This window comes from Chryseobacterium sp. KCF3-3 (genome assembly GCF_045865955.1).
In the GTDB taxonomy this organism is placed as follows: Bacteria; Bacteroidota; Bacteroidia; order Flavobacteriales; family Weeksellaceae; genus Chryseobacterium.
Map to the genome: position 1 here is coordinate 4435036 of NZ_AP035792.1, position 17471 is coordinate 4452506.

Genomic DNA, 17471 nt, shown 5'->3' on the forward strand with positions numbered 1-17471 from the left:
GTTTCAAAATAAGCAAAACCGAGGCCAAAGTGATAAAAAACAGCTTTTTTTAAGCTCTTTGTGGTTTATCATGCTTATTTTTGCATGTCAAGTACAATAAATCATGAAGAAGCTCCAAGATATTCTTATCTCAACCAGGACAATGGCTGTATTGTTGCTGGTGTACGCATTCGCGATGGCTTATGCAACGTTCTTAGAAAACGACTACGGAACTCCTACAGCAAAAGCATTAATTTATGAGGCTAAATGGTTCGAACTGATCATGGTCTTACTGATTCTCAATTTCATAGGAAATATCGGAAGATACAGACTGTGGAAAAAAGATAAGTGGCCGGTTCTTGTTTTCCACCTTGCCTTTGTGTTTATTTTTATTGGTGGTGCTATCACCAGATACATCAGTTTCGAAGGAACAATGCACATCAGAGAAGGTGAAACATCCAACGAAATCGTAACCGATAAAAATTTCTTTAAAATTCAGATAGAAGAAAAGGGTGATGTACTGAATTATCAGGATGTTCCTTATCTGATGTCTCCTTTACACAAGGATCTAAAAGCAACTTATGACTTCCACGGAAAAGAAGTGAAAGTGTTTGCCAAGGAATACATCCAAAGAAAAAAAGACAGCCTTGTAGCTGAGCCAAACGGAGCTGAGTATCTTCATTTGGTTTCTACCGGAAACACCGGAAGACAAAACATTTACATCAAACCGGGAGAAACAAAATCCATCAACGGAACTTTGGTGACATTCAACAGAGCGATTGAAGGAGCTGTTGAATTCAAAAATGAAGGCGGAAAATTATTCATCAAAACTCCTGTAGATGCAAACTACATGACCATGGCTACGCAGGCAACTGGAACCACAGTGAAAGATGAATTCCAACCTTTGGCATTGAGAAGTTTATATACCATCAACGAACTGAAGCTTGTAGTTCCTGAAGGTCTTAAAAAAGGAAGACTGATGGCTATTGAAGGCGACAGAAAGAAAGATGCCAATGTTCCTGATATGCTTCAGATTGAGCTTCAGGGGCCAAAAACCAAACAAATTGTTGACCTTTCGGTTGAAAAAGGAAACCCAAATGCGTACAAGCAGGTGACGATGGATGGCTTAAACATCATGGTAGGTTTCGGACCTAAAGTATACAACACCCCTTTCGCATTGAAACTGGATGACTTCGTAATGGAAACGTATCCTGGAAGTTCATCTCCAAGTGCTTACGAAAGCCATGTGAAAATCATTGATGAAGGTAAAGAAACTCCTTATAAAATCTATATGAACCACGTTCTTAATCATAAAGGATACCGTTTCTTCCAGTCGAGTTTTGATCCGGACAGAATGGGAACCGTTCTTTCTGTAAACCACGATTACTGGGGAACTTTGATTTCTTATATCGGATACGGACTTTTATTCCTTGGAATGTTTGTTATTTTCTTCTGGAAAGGAACTCATTTCTGGAAATTAAATAAAATGCTGGCTGACGTTAATAAAAAGAAAGCAGCAGGTATACTTTTATTGTTCTTAAGTTTAGGTTTAAATGCTCAAAAAATCGAAACTCACGGAACTACTGACGGAAGCAGAGAACATATTCACGTGGAAGGAGATAACCATTCTCACGCTCCGGCTCCGTCTGCCCAGCCACTTGATGGTGCTGCTCCAAAGCAGAACTCTCTGGCTACTCCAATGGGGAAAATGAGATCTATTTCTCCGGATGAAATCATTGCAAGAAACAAAATCAGCAAAGAACATGCTGATAAATTCGGATATCTTTTGGTGCAAAGTTTTGAAGGAAGAATTGTTCCTATCAACACAGAAGCATTAGATGTTTTAAGAAAATTATACAAAAAAGACGAATTCAAAGGAACAGACGGGAAGTCTCTTACGGCTAACCAATGGTTTCTTTCTATCAATACAGACACACCAAGCTGGACAATGGTTCCTATGATCAAAGTAGGACCTAAAGGTGGTGATGAACTGAAAAATAAAACAAAGGCAGATGAAGATGGTTATACTTCACTGATGAACCTTTTCCCGGCAGATGCTAACGGAAACTTAAATTATATTCTGGAGCATGATTACAATACTGCATTCCGTAAAAAACCGGCTGAACAAACGAACTATGATAAAGAAGTAATTGCTGTAAACGAAAGAGTACAGATCTTCAATGAGTTCTTCAGTGGTCAGTTTATGAGAATTGTTCCTGTGAAAAATGACGCCAATCATACATGGCATTCATGGTTAGACCAGAAATTTGAACCGGATATGGAGTCTCAGCAGGTGATGGGACCTTACTTTGCAGAAGCGCTTACAGCACAGAAAACAGGGGACTGGAGCAAAGCAGATGCAGAACTGGCGAAGCTTTCAGAATACCAGCAGAAATGGGGTAAAGCAGTTGTTCCTGCTAAATCTAAAGTTGATCTTGAAGTATTCATGAATAAAGCAGATATCAACTTCAAATTGTTGATTTTCTACACGCTTGTTGGTGGTCTTCTTTTGATTCTAGGTTTTGTTGAATTATTCAAATCAAATAAAATACTAAACAAAGTAATTAAAGTAATTATTGCGGTTGGTTTAGTTGGATATCTATTGCATTTCCTAGGACTTGTGGCAAGATGGTATATTTCAGGACATGCACCTTGGAGTAACGGTTATGAAGCCATTATCTTTATCTCTTGGGTTGGTATTACAGCAGGTTTAATCCTGTACAGAAATGCTAATGCATTAATTCCTGCAGCCGGATTTATGGTAGCAGTTATCATGATGGGATTTGCACACGGAGGTTCTGCTCTTGATCCGCAGATTACACCACTTGTTCCGGTATTGAAATCTTACTGGTTAATTGTTCATGTAGCTATTATTACATCAAGTTACGGATTCTTCGCACTCTCGATGATTATTGCGGTAATCTCATTGGTATTCTATATTATATCCAATAAAGAAACCTATAAAATTCACCACGATACTACATTAAAAGAATTGGTAATTGTTTCTGAAATGTCATTAACGATCGGATTGTTTGCATTAACAGTAGGAAACTTCTTAGGAGGAATCTGGGCCAACGAATCATGGGGAAGATACTGGAGCTGGGACCCGAAAGAAACATGGGCTTTCATTTCCATTATGGTATATGCATTTGTATTGCACATGAGATTAGTACCTGGATTGAGAAGCAGATGGGCATTTCACGTAGCAACAATGTTTGCATTCTGTTCAATGGTAATGACTTACTTTGGAGTTAATTATTATCTTAGCGGACTTCACTCATACGCAGCAGGAGATCCGGTACCAGTACCAGCTTGGGTATACATCGGAATCGGAACAATGATCCTTCTATCAGTTGTTTCTTATATCAAGTTTAAAGCTTTAACGAAGAAATAGACTTTTAAATACATACACTAAAATCCCGGAATTCACTTTCCGGGATTTTTTTTGTCTTGTTATTTCTTGTGCTTTGTAAAGTATAAGGAGTTGATGTTTTCTAAACGCTAAGGGTCGCAATGATTTTGATAATGCTAAAATATCGTTTGCAAAGACGTTTCACTCAGCACAGAAATTATTGGTCTTAGCTAAACGAAGTGGCTTTGCGAACAAAAATAAAATACATCCTAATGAATTAACCTCGCGAACTTTGCGTTAGCTAAAATACCTGAACCCTGTATCCCGAACCCCGAAACTCGCACCTCAAAAAAAACAAAATTATTCACTTGTAATTCAAAATTCATTACTATCTTTATGATATCAAAATAATATCAAATTAAAATTCAATCATGGAAAAAACATTAAAACCCATGTCGGGTTATCTTACATTGGTCATTTGCCTGGCCTTGTTTGTTGCAGCAGTATACTTCTTTGTGAGTGGAGTAGATCAAAGTATAGCCTATGTGGTTATCTCTATGCTTTGCTTTCTTCTTTCGTGCTTTTTCTTAAAAGGGTTAATGATTATTCAGCCTAACCATTCGAGAGTATTGAACTTCTTTGGAAAATACGTGGGAAGTGTAAAAGAGAACGGATTGTTTTTTATCAATCCTTTGTATTCGTCACAGAAAATGTCTTTACGTTCGGAGAATTTACAAGGTCAGACTTTGAAAGTAAATGATAAAATGGGTAACCCTATTGAAATTGCAGTTGTAATTGTATGGAAAGTAGGAGATACTTATAAAGCGGCTTTTGATGTGGAGCGTTATTCAGATTTTGTAAAAATGCAGAGTGAAGCGGCTGTAAGACATTTGGCGATGAGCTTTCCTTATGATAATTTGGAAGATGATCATGCTCCTATTACATTGAGAGAAGGAGGAGATAAAATTAATTCTATTTTGGAACAGGAACTTACAGATCGTCTTTCAAAGGCTGGAATTGTGATTCAGGAGGCAAGAATTTCACACCTGGCTTATGCTTCAGAAATTGCAGGAGCCATGCTTCAGAGACAACAGGCGACAGCTATCGTTGCTGCAAGAACTAAGATTGTAGAAGGAGCGGTAGGAATGGTAGACCTTGCATTGAAAAAGCTTTCTGAAGAAAATATCGTAGATCTTGATGATGAAAGAAAAGCGGCAATGGTAAGTAATTTAATGGTGGTTCTTTGCGGTGAAAAAGCAGCAACCCCAATATTAAATGCGGGAACACTTTATAATTAAGAAGTGAACAATTAACAGTTAGATTTTAGTGCAGATAACTTTTACACTAAAAATAGTCAGAAATAATGTTAGAGAATTTAGAAAATGAAATCAGAAAAAGCTCAGAACTCTTCGGAAAGCAAAGGAAAAAAATCCTTTGTGATAAGGATAGATGAGTCTACTTATAAACTTCTTGAAAAGTGGGCCAATGATGAATTCAGAAGTGTGAACGGACAGATAGAATACCTGTTGCATCAGAGCCTGGTGAATGCAGGGAGAAAGAAGAAAGAGTAGTTTAATAGGACGAAAGGCAGAAGAAAAATAATCTTTTTGGGAAATATTTTCAATAAAATCCTTTATTTTCCCTTTTTTTAAATTAGAGAAAATATAAAAAAGACCTCCTTTTTTAGCCTTTCAATAAAGAAATAATAATTCGGTTAACCTTCTACCAAAAAGAAAGCAGAGAAATTTTCTCTGCTTTTTTATTGTATACAACTCTGAAGGCTATCTGCTCCAACGTAGAATATAACGAGCCAAATTAAGCCTTTTATGGTAAAGAAAGCTAATCCTGCCCATCCCACACGCTTGAACCACTTTTTAAGCTTTGAGTTGTTTTCTTGTGAATTTTCCATTGGTGATTATCAAAAAGATTACCCTACAAAGATAAGCATGTTTATAATTAGTCCAAATAAAAAGCCTATTAAAAATTAAAGTTTTGAGGTTCACATAATATTTTTATCTTTAGAGAGAACGAAAAGTAAGATTTTATGTCAAAAAAAGTAAAGGATTTCGGAATTGAAAAAACACTTAGAAATCTTGGTATCAAAGAAGAGAACAAAGGGACTTCAGTGGGCGGAAAATATTTCGCTTCAGGAAAGGTGATAGAAAGCATTTCTCCTGTGGACGGAAAATTGATCGCTAAAGTAAAAACTTCCGGAGAAAGTGATTATGACAAAGTAATTGAAACTGCTCAAAAGGCATTTCAGGAATTCAGGCTGATTCCGGCTCCAAAAAGAGGAGAGATGGTAAGACAGCTGGGCTTAAAATTAAGAGAATATAAAGACGATCTTGGTAAACTTGTTTCTTATGAAATGGGTAAATCATTACAGGAAGGTCTTGGTGAAGTTCAGGAGATGATTGATATCTGTGACTTCGCAGTAGGACTTTCAAGACAGCTTCAGGGGTACACGATGCACTCTGAAAGACCTGGACACAGAATGTATGAGCAATACCATCCGCTAGGAGTTGTTGGGATTATCACTGCATTCAATTTCCCGGTAGCTGTATGGTCCTGGAACACTGCACTGGCTTGGATTTGTGGTAACGTTACCATCTGGAAGCCATCTGAGAAAACACCGCTTTGTGCTATTGCATGCCAGAATATCATGATGGAAGTTCTGAAGGAAAATAATCTTCCTGAAGGGGTTTCAAGTGTATTGGTATCAGACCACGAAATCGGACAGAAACTGGTAGATGATAAAAGAGTAGCGTTGGTATCTTTCACAGGATCTACAAGAGTAGGAAGAATGGTTTCTTCTAAAGTAGCAGAAAGATTCGGGAAGTCTATTCTTGAATTAGGTGGAAACAATGCGATCATCATTACTAAAGAAGCTGATATCGACATGTCGATTATCGGAGCTGTTTTCGGAGCTGTAGGAACTGCTGGTCAGAGATGTACTTCAACAAGAAGACTGATTATCCACGAAAGTGTATATAATGAAGTGAAAACAAGATTGGCAAAAGCTTATGGTCAGTTGAAAATCGGAAATCCATTGGATGAGAAAAACCATGTAGGACCGCTTATTGATACTGATGCCGTAAATCAATACGAAGAAGCTATCAAAAAATGTAAAAAAGAAGGTGGGAAATTCGTTGTTGAAGGTGGAGTTTTATCTGGTAAAGATTACGAATCCGGATGCTATGTAAAACCTTGCGTGGCTGAAGTGAAAAACTCTTATGAGATTGTTCAGCACGAAACTTTTGCACCGATCCTATATTTGATCAAATACAAAACATTAGAGGAAGCGATCGCTATTCAGAATGATGTTCCTCAGGGATTGTCTTCTGCAATCATGACTCAGAACTTAAGAGAGGCAGAATTATTCCTTTCTCATGCAGGTTCAGACTGTGGTATTGCCAACGTCAATATCGGAACTTCCGGTGCTGAAATTGGTGGAGCTTTCGGTGGTGAAAAAGAAACCGGAGGAGGAAGAGAGTCAGGATCTGACGCTTGGAAATACTATATGAGAAGACAAACCAATACTATAAATTACACTGCACAACTTCCTTTGGCACAAGGGATTAAATTTGATTTATAAAAGCTTTACTTAAAGTATTCAAAAAAACAAAAAAATTAATAACCTGAATGGTTAAATGCTGTATTATTAGCGTCCTTTAATCATTCATTTATTAAATCACACTACAAATTTATTATGGAACACACATTAGATATAAAAGCAAATAAAGTAAAAGAAACAGTAGGAAAACATGTGTTGGCAGACGGTTTCGATTTTGTGATGGATATTGAAAAATCACACGGATCTTGGCTTTATGATAAACTGACAGACAGAGAATACCTGGATATGTTCTCTATGTTTGCATCAGCATCCATCGGATACAATCACCCTTATCTTGTTGAAAGATCAGAATGGTTGGGAAGAATGGCGGTGAACAAACCTACTTTGGCTGACGTTTACTCAGAAGAATACGCTCATTTCCTTGAAGTATTTGAAAGAGTAGTTATCCCTGAAGAATTACAATACGCTTTCTTTATCGAAGGCGGAACAATGGGAGTTGAAAATGCAATGAAGGCATGTTTCGACTGGAAAACCCGCAAAAACTTTGAAAAAGGATTAGATACTGAAGCTGGAATCTGTATTCACTTCAAACAGGCTTTCCACGGAAGAAGTGGTTATACTTTGAGCTTAACCAATACTTCTGACCCAAGAAAGTACCAATATTTCCCGCTGTTTAACTGGCCGAGAATTTTAAATCCAAAATTAAAATTCCCGATTACTGAAGAAAACCTTGAAGAAACCATCAAAAATGAAAATCTTGCTTTACTTCAGATTGAAGAGGCAATTTTGATGCACCCTGATAAAGTGGCTTGTATCATCATTGAACCTATTCAGGCTGAAGGAGGTGACAATCATTTCAGAGACGAATTCTTATTAGGATTAAGAAGAATCTGTGATGATAACGAAATCTTACTTATTTTTGATGAAGTTCAGACAGGTATTGCTATTACAGGGAAAATGTGGGCTTTCCAGCATTTTACAGCAAAACCGGATATCATTTCTTTCGGGAAAAAAGCTCAGGTTTGTGGGGTTTTAGCCAATAAAGAGAAGTTTGATCAGGTTCCGAACAATGTTTTCAGAGAAAGCTCAAGAATCAATTCTACATTCGGAGGAAACTTTATCGATATGCTTCGTTTCCAGTTGGTAATGGAAGTGATTGAGAAAGAAAATCTTGTTGAAAACGCAAGAGTAGTTGGAGACTTCTTACTGGAAAGCTTAAAAGCTCTTGCTGAAAAATATCCTGAAAAAATTTCAAACGCAAGAGGAAGAGGCTTGATGTGTGCTATTGATCTTCCTACTGCAGAGCAGAGAAACCACCTGATGAATGAGCTTTTCAATGACGGATTAATCATTCTTCCTTGTGGAGATCAGTCTCTTCGTTTCAGACCTCACTTGAATGTTACTAAAGAAGAAATCCAACTTGCTTTAGATAAAATTGAAAACAATATTAATAAAATTTAAAACCCGGGATTTGTAATTTTGAAAAAAACATCGTATATTTAGATACTCAAACAATTAGAATATGGAAAGAAGTACGAGAGTATCAGTTTATGTAAGTGATAACCCTTCAGAAATTCAGTTGGTTAAGTCTAAATTGGATGATGCGCAAATTGCAAATACCGTTGAAAATAACTATCTTACGTTTACCACTACGCCAACAGCCACTTCGCTGAAAGTAATGGTAGATCTGGAAGAAGAAAAAAAAGCATTTGAAATTATTGATGCTTACCTTCAACAAAGTGAAAATCAATAAACAATTTCATAATTTTAAATTTTACTACTTCGAACCGAAAATTAATTTTAATTAATTTTCGGTTTTTTAATTAATTATAAACCATTGATTTAAGAATTGAACAAGCAGTAACTCTTTTAATTCTTACATCAATCTTTTAATCAAATTTTACAACATGAATCCGGAGATTAAACTAAGACAAGCGGAAATTGAAGACAGAAACATTATTTGGGAAATCATCCAGCAGTCCATTGAAAGAAGAAGACAGGATGGAAGTACCCAATGGCAGAACGGATACCCTAATCTCGGGACAGTGGAAAGCGATATTGCGAAAGGATTTGGTCACGTTATGACAATTGATGGCGAGATTGCAGTATATGCAGCACTTATTATGAATGATGAACCCGCTTACAGCACCATTGAAGGAGCATGGTTAAGTGATGGTGAATTTGTTGTAGTTCACAGAGTGGCTGTAGATGAAAAATTTGCAGGGCAGGGTATGGTTAAAAAACTTTTTGATAAGATTGAAGAATTTACCAAATCCCATGGAATTCAAAGTATTAAAGTGGATACGAACCATGACAATATTGCCATGTTGAAAATCCTTGAAGGCAGAGGTTATTCTTATTGCGGAGAAGTTCTTTTAAGAGACGGAATGAGAAAAGCTTTTGAGAAGATTATAATTTAATCAAAAAGTTAAATCAACTTTCATTGAATTTTTAAAACGCCCTGTATTTATAAACTCTATCAGGTTTGTTCGTTTGGTTCTGAACTAATTTCTACTTTTGTTCAAATTTTTATATTATGCACCAAAGTATAGAAATTGATGAAAAAATTTTTCAAGATGCCGTAAAATTCTATGGCACCGTGTTCAGCTTACCCCCTTTAGCATCAAAAATTTATTCCTACCTTCTTTTCGACTATGAGAAAGTAGGAATTACTTTTGACGAATTTGTTGAAGTGCTCTCTGCGAGCAAAAGCTCTGTTTCTACCAGTATTTCATTACTGCTCAATGCCCAGCTTATCGTAGACCATAACAAAATGGATGAGCGGAAACGGTATTTTTTCATCAATGATGAATACAAGAAAATACGATTCGAAAAAATTGTCCAAAAGATGCAGGACGAATTAAGACTATTAGATGATTTAAACAATTTTAAAAAAAGTAAAGATGATGGATACAACGAAAGAATAGAAGTTTACAAAGCACTCTTAAATAAAAACATAGAAAATATTCAGGAATCTCTTAATAAACTATAAAATGAATAATAAGCTAGTTATACTTTCCATTGCAGCGTTTTCACTGACAGCCTGCAAAAAAGAAGCTCCGAAACAGGATGGTGCCAAGCCGTATCCGGTTGTTTCCGTGGAGTCAAAAAATATAGTGGGTTATCAGACGTTTCCGGCTACCATTCAGGGTAGAGTAAACAATGATGTACGTGCAAAAATACAAGGGTATATTACCCAGGTATTGGTAGATGAAGGACAATATGTTACCAAAGGGCAGCCTTTGTTCCGTTTGGAAACCAATATCCTGAACGAAAATGCAGCAGCTTCCAAAGCAGGAATAGGTGCAGCAGCATCCAGTGTTGCAGCGGCTCAGGCTTCTGTAAATGCAGCACAGGTTGAAGTAAACAAACTAAAACCTCTGGTTCAGAAAAATATCATCAGCAACGTACAGCTACAGACTGCCCAGGCTCAGTTGGCTCAGGCTCAGGCTCAGCTTCAACAGGCAAATGCTGCCAAAAGACAGGCTGAAGCGAATTATAAAGGAGTAGAAGCCAATATTGAATATTCTATCATTCGTGCTCCTATTTCTGGGGTGATCGGAAGACTGCCATTAAAAGTAGGAAGTTTGGTAGGGCCGTCTGATCAGACACCTCTGACAACAATTTCAGATACGTCTGAGATCTATGCTTACTTCGCGATGAATGAAAAGGAATATTTTGATTTCCTTGAAAAATCTCCGGGTGCATCTATGCCTGAGAAAATTAAAAACTTACCCATGGTGGAACTTCAGTTAGCCAATGGAAGTCTTTATCCTGAAAAAGGGAGAATTGAAGCCATTACCGGTCAGATTGATCCTACAACCGGAACTATCCAGTTCAGAGTTGCTTTCTCGAATGCTCAGAAATTATTAAGTAATGGTAACAGTGGAACCATCAGATTCCCTCAGCATTACGATAATGTTCTTGTTGTACCCGAAAGTGCTACTTATGAGCAACAAGGTATCGTTTACGTATACAAAGTAGAAAAAGGCGATACTGCCAGAAACGTTGTTGTAAATGTTATCGACAGAATTGACAATATGGCTCTTCTTAAATCAGGAGTTAATAAAGGAGAAACGGTTATTGCAGCCGGTATCGGAGGTCTGAAACCGGGAACTGCTGTGAAGCCGAAGCCAATTAAAATGGATAGTCTTGTTCAATCTATAAAACCGAAATTCTAATGATAAAAAACTTTATTAACAGACCGGTTTTATCTACCGTAATCTCAATTTTGATTGTGATTCTCGGTGTGCTAGGGCTGATCTCGTTACCGGTTACACAGTATCCGGATATTGCGCCGCCTACGGTAAGTGTTTCCGCGAACTATACGGGAGCCAATGCTGAGACGGTGATGAAAAGTGTGGTAGTCCCTTTGGAAGAACAGATCAACGGAGTGGAAGGTATGGATTATATCACTTCCAGTGCCGGGAATGACGGTTCTGCTCAGATCCAGGTTTTCTTTAAGCAAGGAATAGACCCGGATATTGCAGCGGTAAACGTACAGAACCGTGTAGCGAGAGCAACACCTCTTTTGCCATCTGAAGTAACACGTTCAGGGGTTGTAACCCAGAAGCAGCAGACCAGTGCCCTGATGTATATGTCTTTCTATTCTGAAAATAAAGATTTGGATGACGTATACCTTCAGAACTTTTTGAATATCAACATTATTCCGAACCTGAAAAGGGTAAATGGTGTAGGGGATGCCAACGTATTCGGTGGTAAAAACTATTCCATGAGAATCTGGTTGGATCCTGCAAAAATGGCTGCCTACAGTGTAACTCCTACGGATGTTACCAATGCTATCAATGAGCAGAGTAGAGAAGCTGCTGCAGGTTCTATCGGACAAAACAGTGGAAGTTCTTTTGAATATATCATCAAATATGTAGGTAAATTCAACGATAAAGAACAGTACGATAATATCATCATCAAATCTCTTGCAAACGGACAAAACCTGATGCTGAAAGACGTTGCCAAAGTAGAACTGGCAGGACAGTCTTATACAGGAATCGGGGAGAACGGAAACAATCCTTCCATCAGTATGGGGATCTTCCAGACGCCGGGATCTAATGCACAGGAGATTATTAAAAATATCAAAGCCTATCTGAAATCTGCGGAGGGAACTTTTCCAAAAGGTGTAAAGTATACTTTTAACTTTGATACCAACGAATTCCTGGAAGCTTCTATTGAAAAGGTAGTACATACCCTGATCGAAGCCTTCATTCTGGTATTTATTGTAGTGTATATTTTCCTTCAGGACTTCAGATCTACGCTGATTCCGGCCATTGCGGTTCCGGTATCTATTGTGGGGGCGTTCTTCTTCCTGAATTTATTCGGATATTCATTGAACCTCTTAACCTTATTTGCATTGGTACTGGCCATTGGTATTGTAGTGGATGATGCCATTGTCGTCGTCGAGGCTGTTCATGCCAAGATGGAACATGGTATTTCTGATGCTAAAAAAGCCACAGTAGAAGCAATGGATGAGATTACAGGAGCTATTATTTCTATTACTTTGGTAATGGCGGCAGTATTTATTCCTGTAACGTTTATTACTGGTCCTACAGGGGTATTCTACCAGCAGTTTGGTATTACGCTGATCATTGCCATCATCATTTCTGCTATTAACGCATTAACGCTGAGTCCGGTTTTATGTTCATTATTCCTGAAACCTCACGCAGAGCATCATAAAGAGTATCAAAGTCTGAATCTGTTACAGAAGTTTTTCTATAAGTTTAATATTGCTTTTAAAACAACTACTGAGCGTTACGGAAGAGGATTTGTATTCTTGTTAAGACATAAATGGGTTACCTTAATTATTTTTGCTGTTACCGGAGGGATCTTATTCTGGGCAAGCAGCAGCATGAAGAAAGGTTTTGTACCTACAGAAGACAGAGGGATTATCTTTACAGATGTTCAGCTTCCTCCGGGAGCTTCTATGGAAAGAACGTATAATGCTCTGAAAACACTTCAGGCAAAAGCATTAAAAGTTCCGGGAGTACAGAATGTAACAATTTCTACGGGTAGAGGATTCTTATCCGGAAACGGAAGTAACAACGGTCTTGCCTTTGTGAAACTAAAACCATTCGAAGAAAGAAAAAAAGACGGACAGACTTCTGAAGATATCACCAAAAAATTATTTGGAATCGTAGGATCTGTTCCTGATGCTAAAGTGGTATTCTTCCAACCGCCAAGTGTACCGGGATTTGGTAACAGTGCCGGTTTTGAAATGGTATTGCTGGACAAGTCTGGGGGTGAATATGCTGATTTAGATGCTAAAACGAATGAATTCATCGGTAAGCTGATGCAGAGACCGGAAATTCAGTTTGCACAGACTTCATTCAATACAAAATATCCTCAGTATCAGATGGAAATTAATGTTCCTCTGAGCAAGCAGCTTGGGGTTTCTGTAAACGACATTCTGGCGACTATGCAGGGGTATATTGGGGGTATTTATACTGCCGACTTTACCAAGTATGGAAAGCAGTTCAGGGTGATGGTTCAGGCTCTTCCTGAGAACAGAAAGAATATTGACAATCTGAATCAGCTCTATGTGAGAACAGGATCAGGGATCATGACTCCAATCTCACAGTTTGTAACATTGACAAAAGCCTATGGACCACAATCTGTAAGCCGTTATAACCTGTTTACTTCCGTGAAGGTGACAGGAGCAAACTCTGACGGATACAGTTCCGGGGATGCGATTGCTGCTGTACAACAAGTGGCGGATGAAACCCTGAATCAAAACTATGCCGTAGAATTTACAGGGTTAACCAGAGAAGAATTAAATTCAGGATCTCAGACACTTCTGATTTTCGGACTAAGTTTGATCTTCGTTTACTTTATCCTTTCTGCGCAGTATGAAAGTTATATCCTTCCGCTGATTGTTATTATTTCTCTTCCTCTTGGGGTAATGGGAGCTTACTTCGGTCAGAAGATTATGGGACTGGAAAATAACATTTACTTCCAGATTGCCCTGATCATGCTCGTGGGACTACTGGCGAAAAATGCAATTCTTATTGTTGAATTCGCTGTTCAGAGAAGACATCACGGTGAAACCATTGTAATGTCAGCCATCAATGCAGCGAAAGCCAGGGTGAGACCTATTCTAATGACATCATTCGCCTTTATTTTCGGTTTATTGCCGTTAGTTCTGGCAAGTGGAATTGGAGCAGTAGGTAACAGATCTATCGCTACGGGTGCGGCAATCGGACTATTGATAGGAACTGTTTTGGGATTATTTGTAATTCCGGTTCTGTATGTGATTTTTGAAACACTGCAGGAGAAGATCAAACCTATCAAAAAAGAAGATATCAATTTAGCAGAATAAAATTAATTAGAGAAGTTAGAAGTTAGATATTTAGAAATTAGTCTAAAGCTCTATCTAACTTCTGGCCTCTAACATCTAATTTCTAATTTTTTATAATGAAGAGTTTATTAAACATCATAAAAGGAATCACTTTTTCAGTTTTCATACTCGGCGCCATTTCATCCTGTATGGCAAGAAAAGAATATGAAAGACCGAAGAATGTTGTAGACGAAAAGCTGTTCCGTACGGATATGCTTCCTTCGGACAGTGCTAGTATTGCCGATATTTCTTGGAAAGAGATATTTACGGATCCGATATTACAGGGGCATATTTCTAAAGCACTGGAGAACAATCTTGATATCAGAATTGCTTTGGAAAGTATTAATTCTGCGGAAGCATATCTTAAACAAAGCAAAGCAGCCTATCAGCCTACTGTTTCCATAGGACCCAACTATACATTTCAGACACAGTCTATCAATACACAGTTTGGACAGATTATCGGATCAAGACGTTATGTGAATCAGTTTGACATTACGGCAAGTATTGGATGGGAAGCGGATATCTGGGGTAAATTAAAAGCACAGGAGAAAGCACAGCTGGCTACTTATTTAGGGACTGTTGCAGCGCATAAAGCTGTTAAAAGCAGTTTGGTATCTTCCATCGCTTCTGCATATTATCAATTGTTGACATTTGATGCACAGAAGAGAATTATTTCAGAAACCATTGCGGTAAGAGAGAAAAACCTTGAAGCAACTAAGGCTTTAAAAACTTCCGGAACAGTTACTGAAGTAGCAGTACAGCAAAGTGAGGCTCTTGTTTTCAATGCCAAATCATTACTGATTGATATTGATACACAGATCCAGTTGCTAGAAAATACTATGAGTCTTCTGATGGGAGAGCCTTCTCACTCTATCGAAAGATCTACATTGGAAGGGCAAAATCTTCCAATCGATTTGAAATTAGGTTATCCGACTCAACTTCTGGCCAACCGTCCGGATGTAATGAGAGCAGAGTATAATCTAATGAATGCTTTTGAGCTGACCAATGCTGCCAAAGCTCAGTTTTATCCAACTTTAAAACTGACAGGAAGCGGAGGTGTACAGTCGGTAGATATTGACCACCTGTTTAGTGTGAACTCTTTATTTGCCAATGTAGTGGCTGGACTGGCTCAGCCGATTTTAAATAAGAGACAGATTCAGACGAACTATGACGTAAGTCTAGCCAATAAAGAAACTGCTTATTTAAACTTCAGAAAAACAGTTCTGACTGCGGGAAAAGAAGTTTCGGATGCCATCAGAGTTTTCTCTGTTCAGGATTCATTCATTGAATTGAAACAAAAAGAGCTGGATGCCTACAAAAAATCGGTTGACTATTCCCAGGAATTGGTGAACTATGGTATGGCGAATTATCTTGAAGTGTTGAATGCCAGTGTGAATTCATTGAATGCTGAGCTTAACATTTCTAATGCAAGATACAGTAAAATGAAAGCAGCCGTAGAGCTTTATCAGGCTTTAGGCGGAGGCTGGAAATAATAATATTTAGTTATTTAATATCATAAAAACGTATGTCAGAAATGGCATACGTTTTTTTATTATAAGCTTAAAGACTTTACAAAAAAACTATAAAGCAGCTAAGGTTTCCATCGCTTTTTTCTCTTTTTCAGATATTGTTTTTAAAATATCCGAAGCCTCATGAATATATTGAATTTCCTTTGTCTGGCTCACTTTTTCAAACAGCTGAGACACATTTGTCCAGAGTTTTGCAATTTCTGTGAAGGCTTCATAACCTGCCTTTAACGGATTTAGCTGGAGCAATTCATAACTTTCTTTCAAAAAATAACGGTATAAATTTCTGAACAAAGCACCACCGGTTCCCGCTTTTTCCATTAGCAAAGCTGCTTGTTTAAATTCTCCTTCAATGTCTTTACTCGTATTGAACCATTTGACAATTTCAGTACTTGTTTTTAAAATTCCTTTGTAGGAGATATTGGTAATGGGTGGATTCAGATATTCAGCTGCATTCTTTTGGACTGCAGTGATGATGGATTTTTCCAGATCAAATTTTGGGTGTGTTTTCCTGATGGTATAATACAGATTTTTGGAAGCCATAGGACCTTTTTCGGAACGTGCCAAGGCCAGACTTTTTAAAGAAGTTTGTACTTTTCCACCTTGTTGCCTGGTATCAATCAGGAAAGCATTTTCATCATCATAACCATACATAGCAGCATAATGTCCGGCAAAATGAAATGGGTTTGAGAAATATTCCAGATGGTAACAATCCAATTTCAAGCCTACTGCCTGTCCGTTATCAAGAAGTTCTTTTACATTATCCCATGCTTTTTGCTGTGAAGAGGTTTCTTTAACCGTTAATTCAAGATTCAGATTTTTGGCTAAATTCTGAGTGAGCAAATCTGGTTTTATTCGTCCTCCGATGAAAGGGAAGTCCATCGTTTTCATATTCCAATAGATAAAGCCGAGACCTTCACCTAACCCGAAAAGCATAGGTTCGGAAAGTTCAATTCCGATGTGTTGTAATAATGTTCCTGTGGCAGTAGTCTCACAATGCTGTCCATCGAAAGCCTTCAGATTCTCTATTTTCATTTTTGAAATGATGTTTTGATTATTAATTTTTGAGCAAAGAAAATTACATAAATATGATCATATACAAAGTTCCGGCTTTTAAATTCGATGTTAAAATTCTTTAAAAAGTAAAATCAATTTGGATATATGTATTCAACTACGTAGTTTTGTACTTTAAAATATAAACACTATGAAATTACAGATACAACCCATAGGAAATTCCTACTCAGAGCAGGCCATTGATCTGATTTTGACGATTCAGCAGAAAGAGTTTAATATTCCGATTACTATTAAAGATCAACCTGATCTTCTGCAGATAGAAAGTTTTTACACCGAAGCCGGAGGTAATTTTTGGGGTGCTTTTGTAGATGATGAGCTGGTGGGTTCTATAGCGTTGGTCAAATTTGACGAAAGGGCAGGAGCGATCAGGAAAATGTTTGTGAAAAAAGAATTCAGAGGAAAAGAGCTGAATATTGCCCAGAAATTATTGGAAGTTTTAATTTCTTTCTGTCGCGAAAACAGAATTGATGATTTATATTTGGGAACCATAACGGTACTGAAAGCAGCACAGCGTTTCTATGAAAGGAATGAATTTGTAAAGATTGAAAAAAGCGATCTTCCTGTTAAATTTCCTTTGATGAGTGCTGATGATGTTTTTTACCACTTAAATCTTGACTGAAT

The 17471-nt window shown here is 37.6% G+C and carries 13 protein-coding genes; 12 read left to right on the plus strand and 1 reads right to left on the minus strand.

The features are described from left to right. Positions 1–103 precede the first annotated feature (103 nt). From ccsA to ACKTTZ_RS19755, 11 genes are all read left to right on the plus strand, one after another. Positions 104–3373 (plus strand): cytochrome c biogenesis protein CcsA, encoded by a 3270-nt coding sequence (gene ccsA / locus ACKTTZ_RS19705; protein WP_034694362.1) that lies wholly within the window; start codon positions 104–106, stop codon positions 3371–3373. 389 nt (positions 3374–3762) lie between these two features. After that, entirely contained in the window at positions 3763–4629 is an 867-nt protein-coding gene (locus ACKTTZ_RS19710; RefSeq protein WP_034694364.1) for an SPFH domain-containing protein, read from the plus strand. An 84-nt stretch (positions 4630–4713) separates the two neighbouring features. Continuing rightward, positions 4714–4902 (plus strand): hypothetical protein, encoded by a 189-nt coding sequence (locus ACKTTZ_RS19715; protein WP_034694367.1) that lies wholly within the window; start codon positions 4714–4716, stop codon positions 4900–4902. 473 nt (positions 4903–5375) lie between these two features. After that, positions 5376–6926: an aldehyde dehydrogenase family protein gene (locus ACKTTZ_RS19720; protein WP_034694371.1), complete on the plus strand. Its 1551-nt coding sequence runs from the start codon at positions 5376–5378 to the stop codon at positions 6924–6926. A gap of 114 nt (positions 6927–7040) precedes the next feature. Continuing rightward, positions 7041–8366, plus strand: coding sequence for an L-lysine 6-transaminase (gene lat, locus ACKTTZ_RS19725; RefSeq protein ID WP_034694372.1), 1326 nt, complete (start codon positions 7041–7043; stop codon positions 8364–8366). Between the two features lie 61 nt (positions 8367–8427). After that, positions 8428–8658: a DUF2007 domain-containing protein gene (locus ACKTTZ_RS19730; protein ID WP_034694374.1), complete on the plus strand. Its 231-nt coding sequence runs from the start codon at positions 8428–8430 to the stop codon at positions 8656–8658. 154 nt (positions 8659–8812) lie between these two features. Next, positions 8813–9325: a GNAT family N-acetyltransferase gene (locus ACKTTZ_RS19735; protein WP_034694376.1), complete on the plus strand. Its 513-nt coding sequence runs from the start codon at positions 8813–8815 to the stop codon at positions 9323–9325. 116 nt (positions 9326–9441) lie between these two features. After that, on the plus strand, positions 9442–9897 hold the full coding sequence (locus tag ACKTTZ_RS19740; RefSeq protein WP_034694378.1) for a hypothetical protein: 456 nt from the start codon (positions 9442–9444) through the stop codon (positions 9895–9897). Position 9898: 1 nt separating this feature from the next. Continuing rightward, positions 9899–11086 carry an efflux RND transporter periplasmic adaptor subunit gene (locus ACKTTZ_RS19745; protein ID WP_034694380.1) on the plus strand — a complete coding sequence of 396 codons (1188 nt, stop codon included), beginning with the start codon at positions 9899–9901 and terminating at the stop codon, positions 11084–11086. After that, positions 11086–14232 (plus strand): efflux RND transporter permease subunit, encoded by a 3147-nt coding sequence (locus tag ACKTTZ_RS19750; RefSeq protein WP_034694383.1) that lies wholly within the window; start codon positions 11086–11088, stop codon positions 14230–14232. The genes ACKTTZ_RS19745 and ACKTTZ_RS19750 overlap by 1 nt, the downstream gene beginning before the upstream one ends. A 95-nt stretch (positions 14233–14327) precedes the next feature. Beyond that, entirely contained in the window at positions 14328–15743 is a 1416-nt protein-coding gene (locus ACKTTZ_RS19755) for an efflux transporter outer membrane subunit (RefSeq protein ID WP_051934277.1), read from the plus strand. A gap of 87 nt (positions 15744–15830) precedes the next feature. On the opposite strand, the gene ACKTTZ_RS19760 is transcribed toward ACKTTZ_RS19755, so the two are convergent. Next, positions 15831–16811, minus strand: coding sequence for a BtrH N-terminal domain-containing protein (locus ACKTTZ_RS19760; protein ID WP_407846414.1), 981 nt, complete (start codon positions 16809–16811; stop codon positions 15831–15833). Positions 16812–16980: 169 nt separating this feature from the next. Here ACKTTZ_RS19760 and ACKTTZ_RS19765 point away from each other — a divergent pair, with 169 nt between their 5' ends. Further along, positions 16981–17469 carry a GNAT family N-acetyltransferase gene (locus ACKTTZ_RS19765; RefSeq protein ID WP_407846415.1) on the plus strand — a complete coding sequence of 163 codons (489 nt, stop codon included), beginning with the start codon at positions 16981–16983 and terminating at the stop codon, positions 17467–17469. Positions 17470–17471 lie beyond the last annotated feature (2 nt).

Coding starts and splice junctions, on each gene's coding strand:
- ACKTTZ_RS19760 (WP_407846414.1), bottom strand. CDS start 16,811: ATGAAAATAGAGAATCTGAAGGCTTTCGATGGACAGCATTGTGAGACT.
- ACKTTZ_RS19730 (WP_034694374.1), top strand. CDS start 8,428: ATGGAAAGAAGTACGAGAGTATCAGTTTATGTAAGTGATAACCCTTCA.
- ACKTTZ_RS19710 (WP_034694364.1), top strand. CDS start 3,763: ATGGAAAAAACATTAAAACCCATGTCGGGTTATCTTACATTGGTCATT.
- ACKTTZ_RS19740 (WP_034694378.1), top strand. CDS start 9,442: ATGCACCAAAGTATAGAAATTGATGAAAAAATTTTTCAAGATGCCGTA.
- ACKTTZ_RS19735 (WP_034694376.1), top strand. CDS start 8,813: ATGAATCCGGAGATTAAACTAAGACAAGCGGAAATTGAAGACAGAAAC.
- ACKTTZ_RS19720 (WP_034694371.1), top strand. CDS start 5,376: ATGTCAAAAAAAGTAAAGGATTTCGGAATTGAAAAAACACTTAGAAAT.
- ACKTTZ_RS19715 (WP_034694367.1), top strand. CDS start 4,714: ATGAAATCAGAAAAAGCTCAGAACTCTTCGGAAAGCAAAGGAAAAAAA.
- ccsA (WP_034694362.1), top strand. CDS start 104: ATGAAGAAGCTCCAAGATATTCTTATCTCAACCAGGACAATGGCTGTA.
- ACKTTZ_RS19765 (WP_407846415.1), top strand. CDS start 16,981: ATGAAATTACAGATACAACCCATAGGAAATTCCTACTCAGAGCAGGCC.
- ACKTTZ_RS19750 (WP_034694383.1), top strand. CDS start 11,086: ATGATAAAAAACTTTATTAACAGACCGGTTTTATCTACCGTAATCTCA.
- ACKTTZ_RS19755 (WP_051934277.1), top strand. CDS start 14,328: ATGAAGAGTTTATTAAACATCATAAAAGGAATCACTTTTTCAGTTTTC.
- ACKTTZ_RS19745 (WP_034694380.1), top strand. CDS start 9,899: ATGAATAATAAGCTAGTTATACTTTCCATTGCAGCGTTTTCACTGACA.
- lat (WP_034694372.1), top strand. CDS start 7,041: ATGGAACACACATTAGATATAAAAGCAAATAAAGTAAAAGAAACAGTA.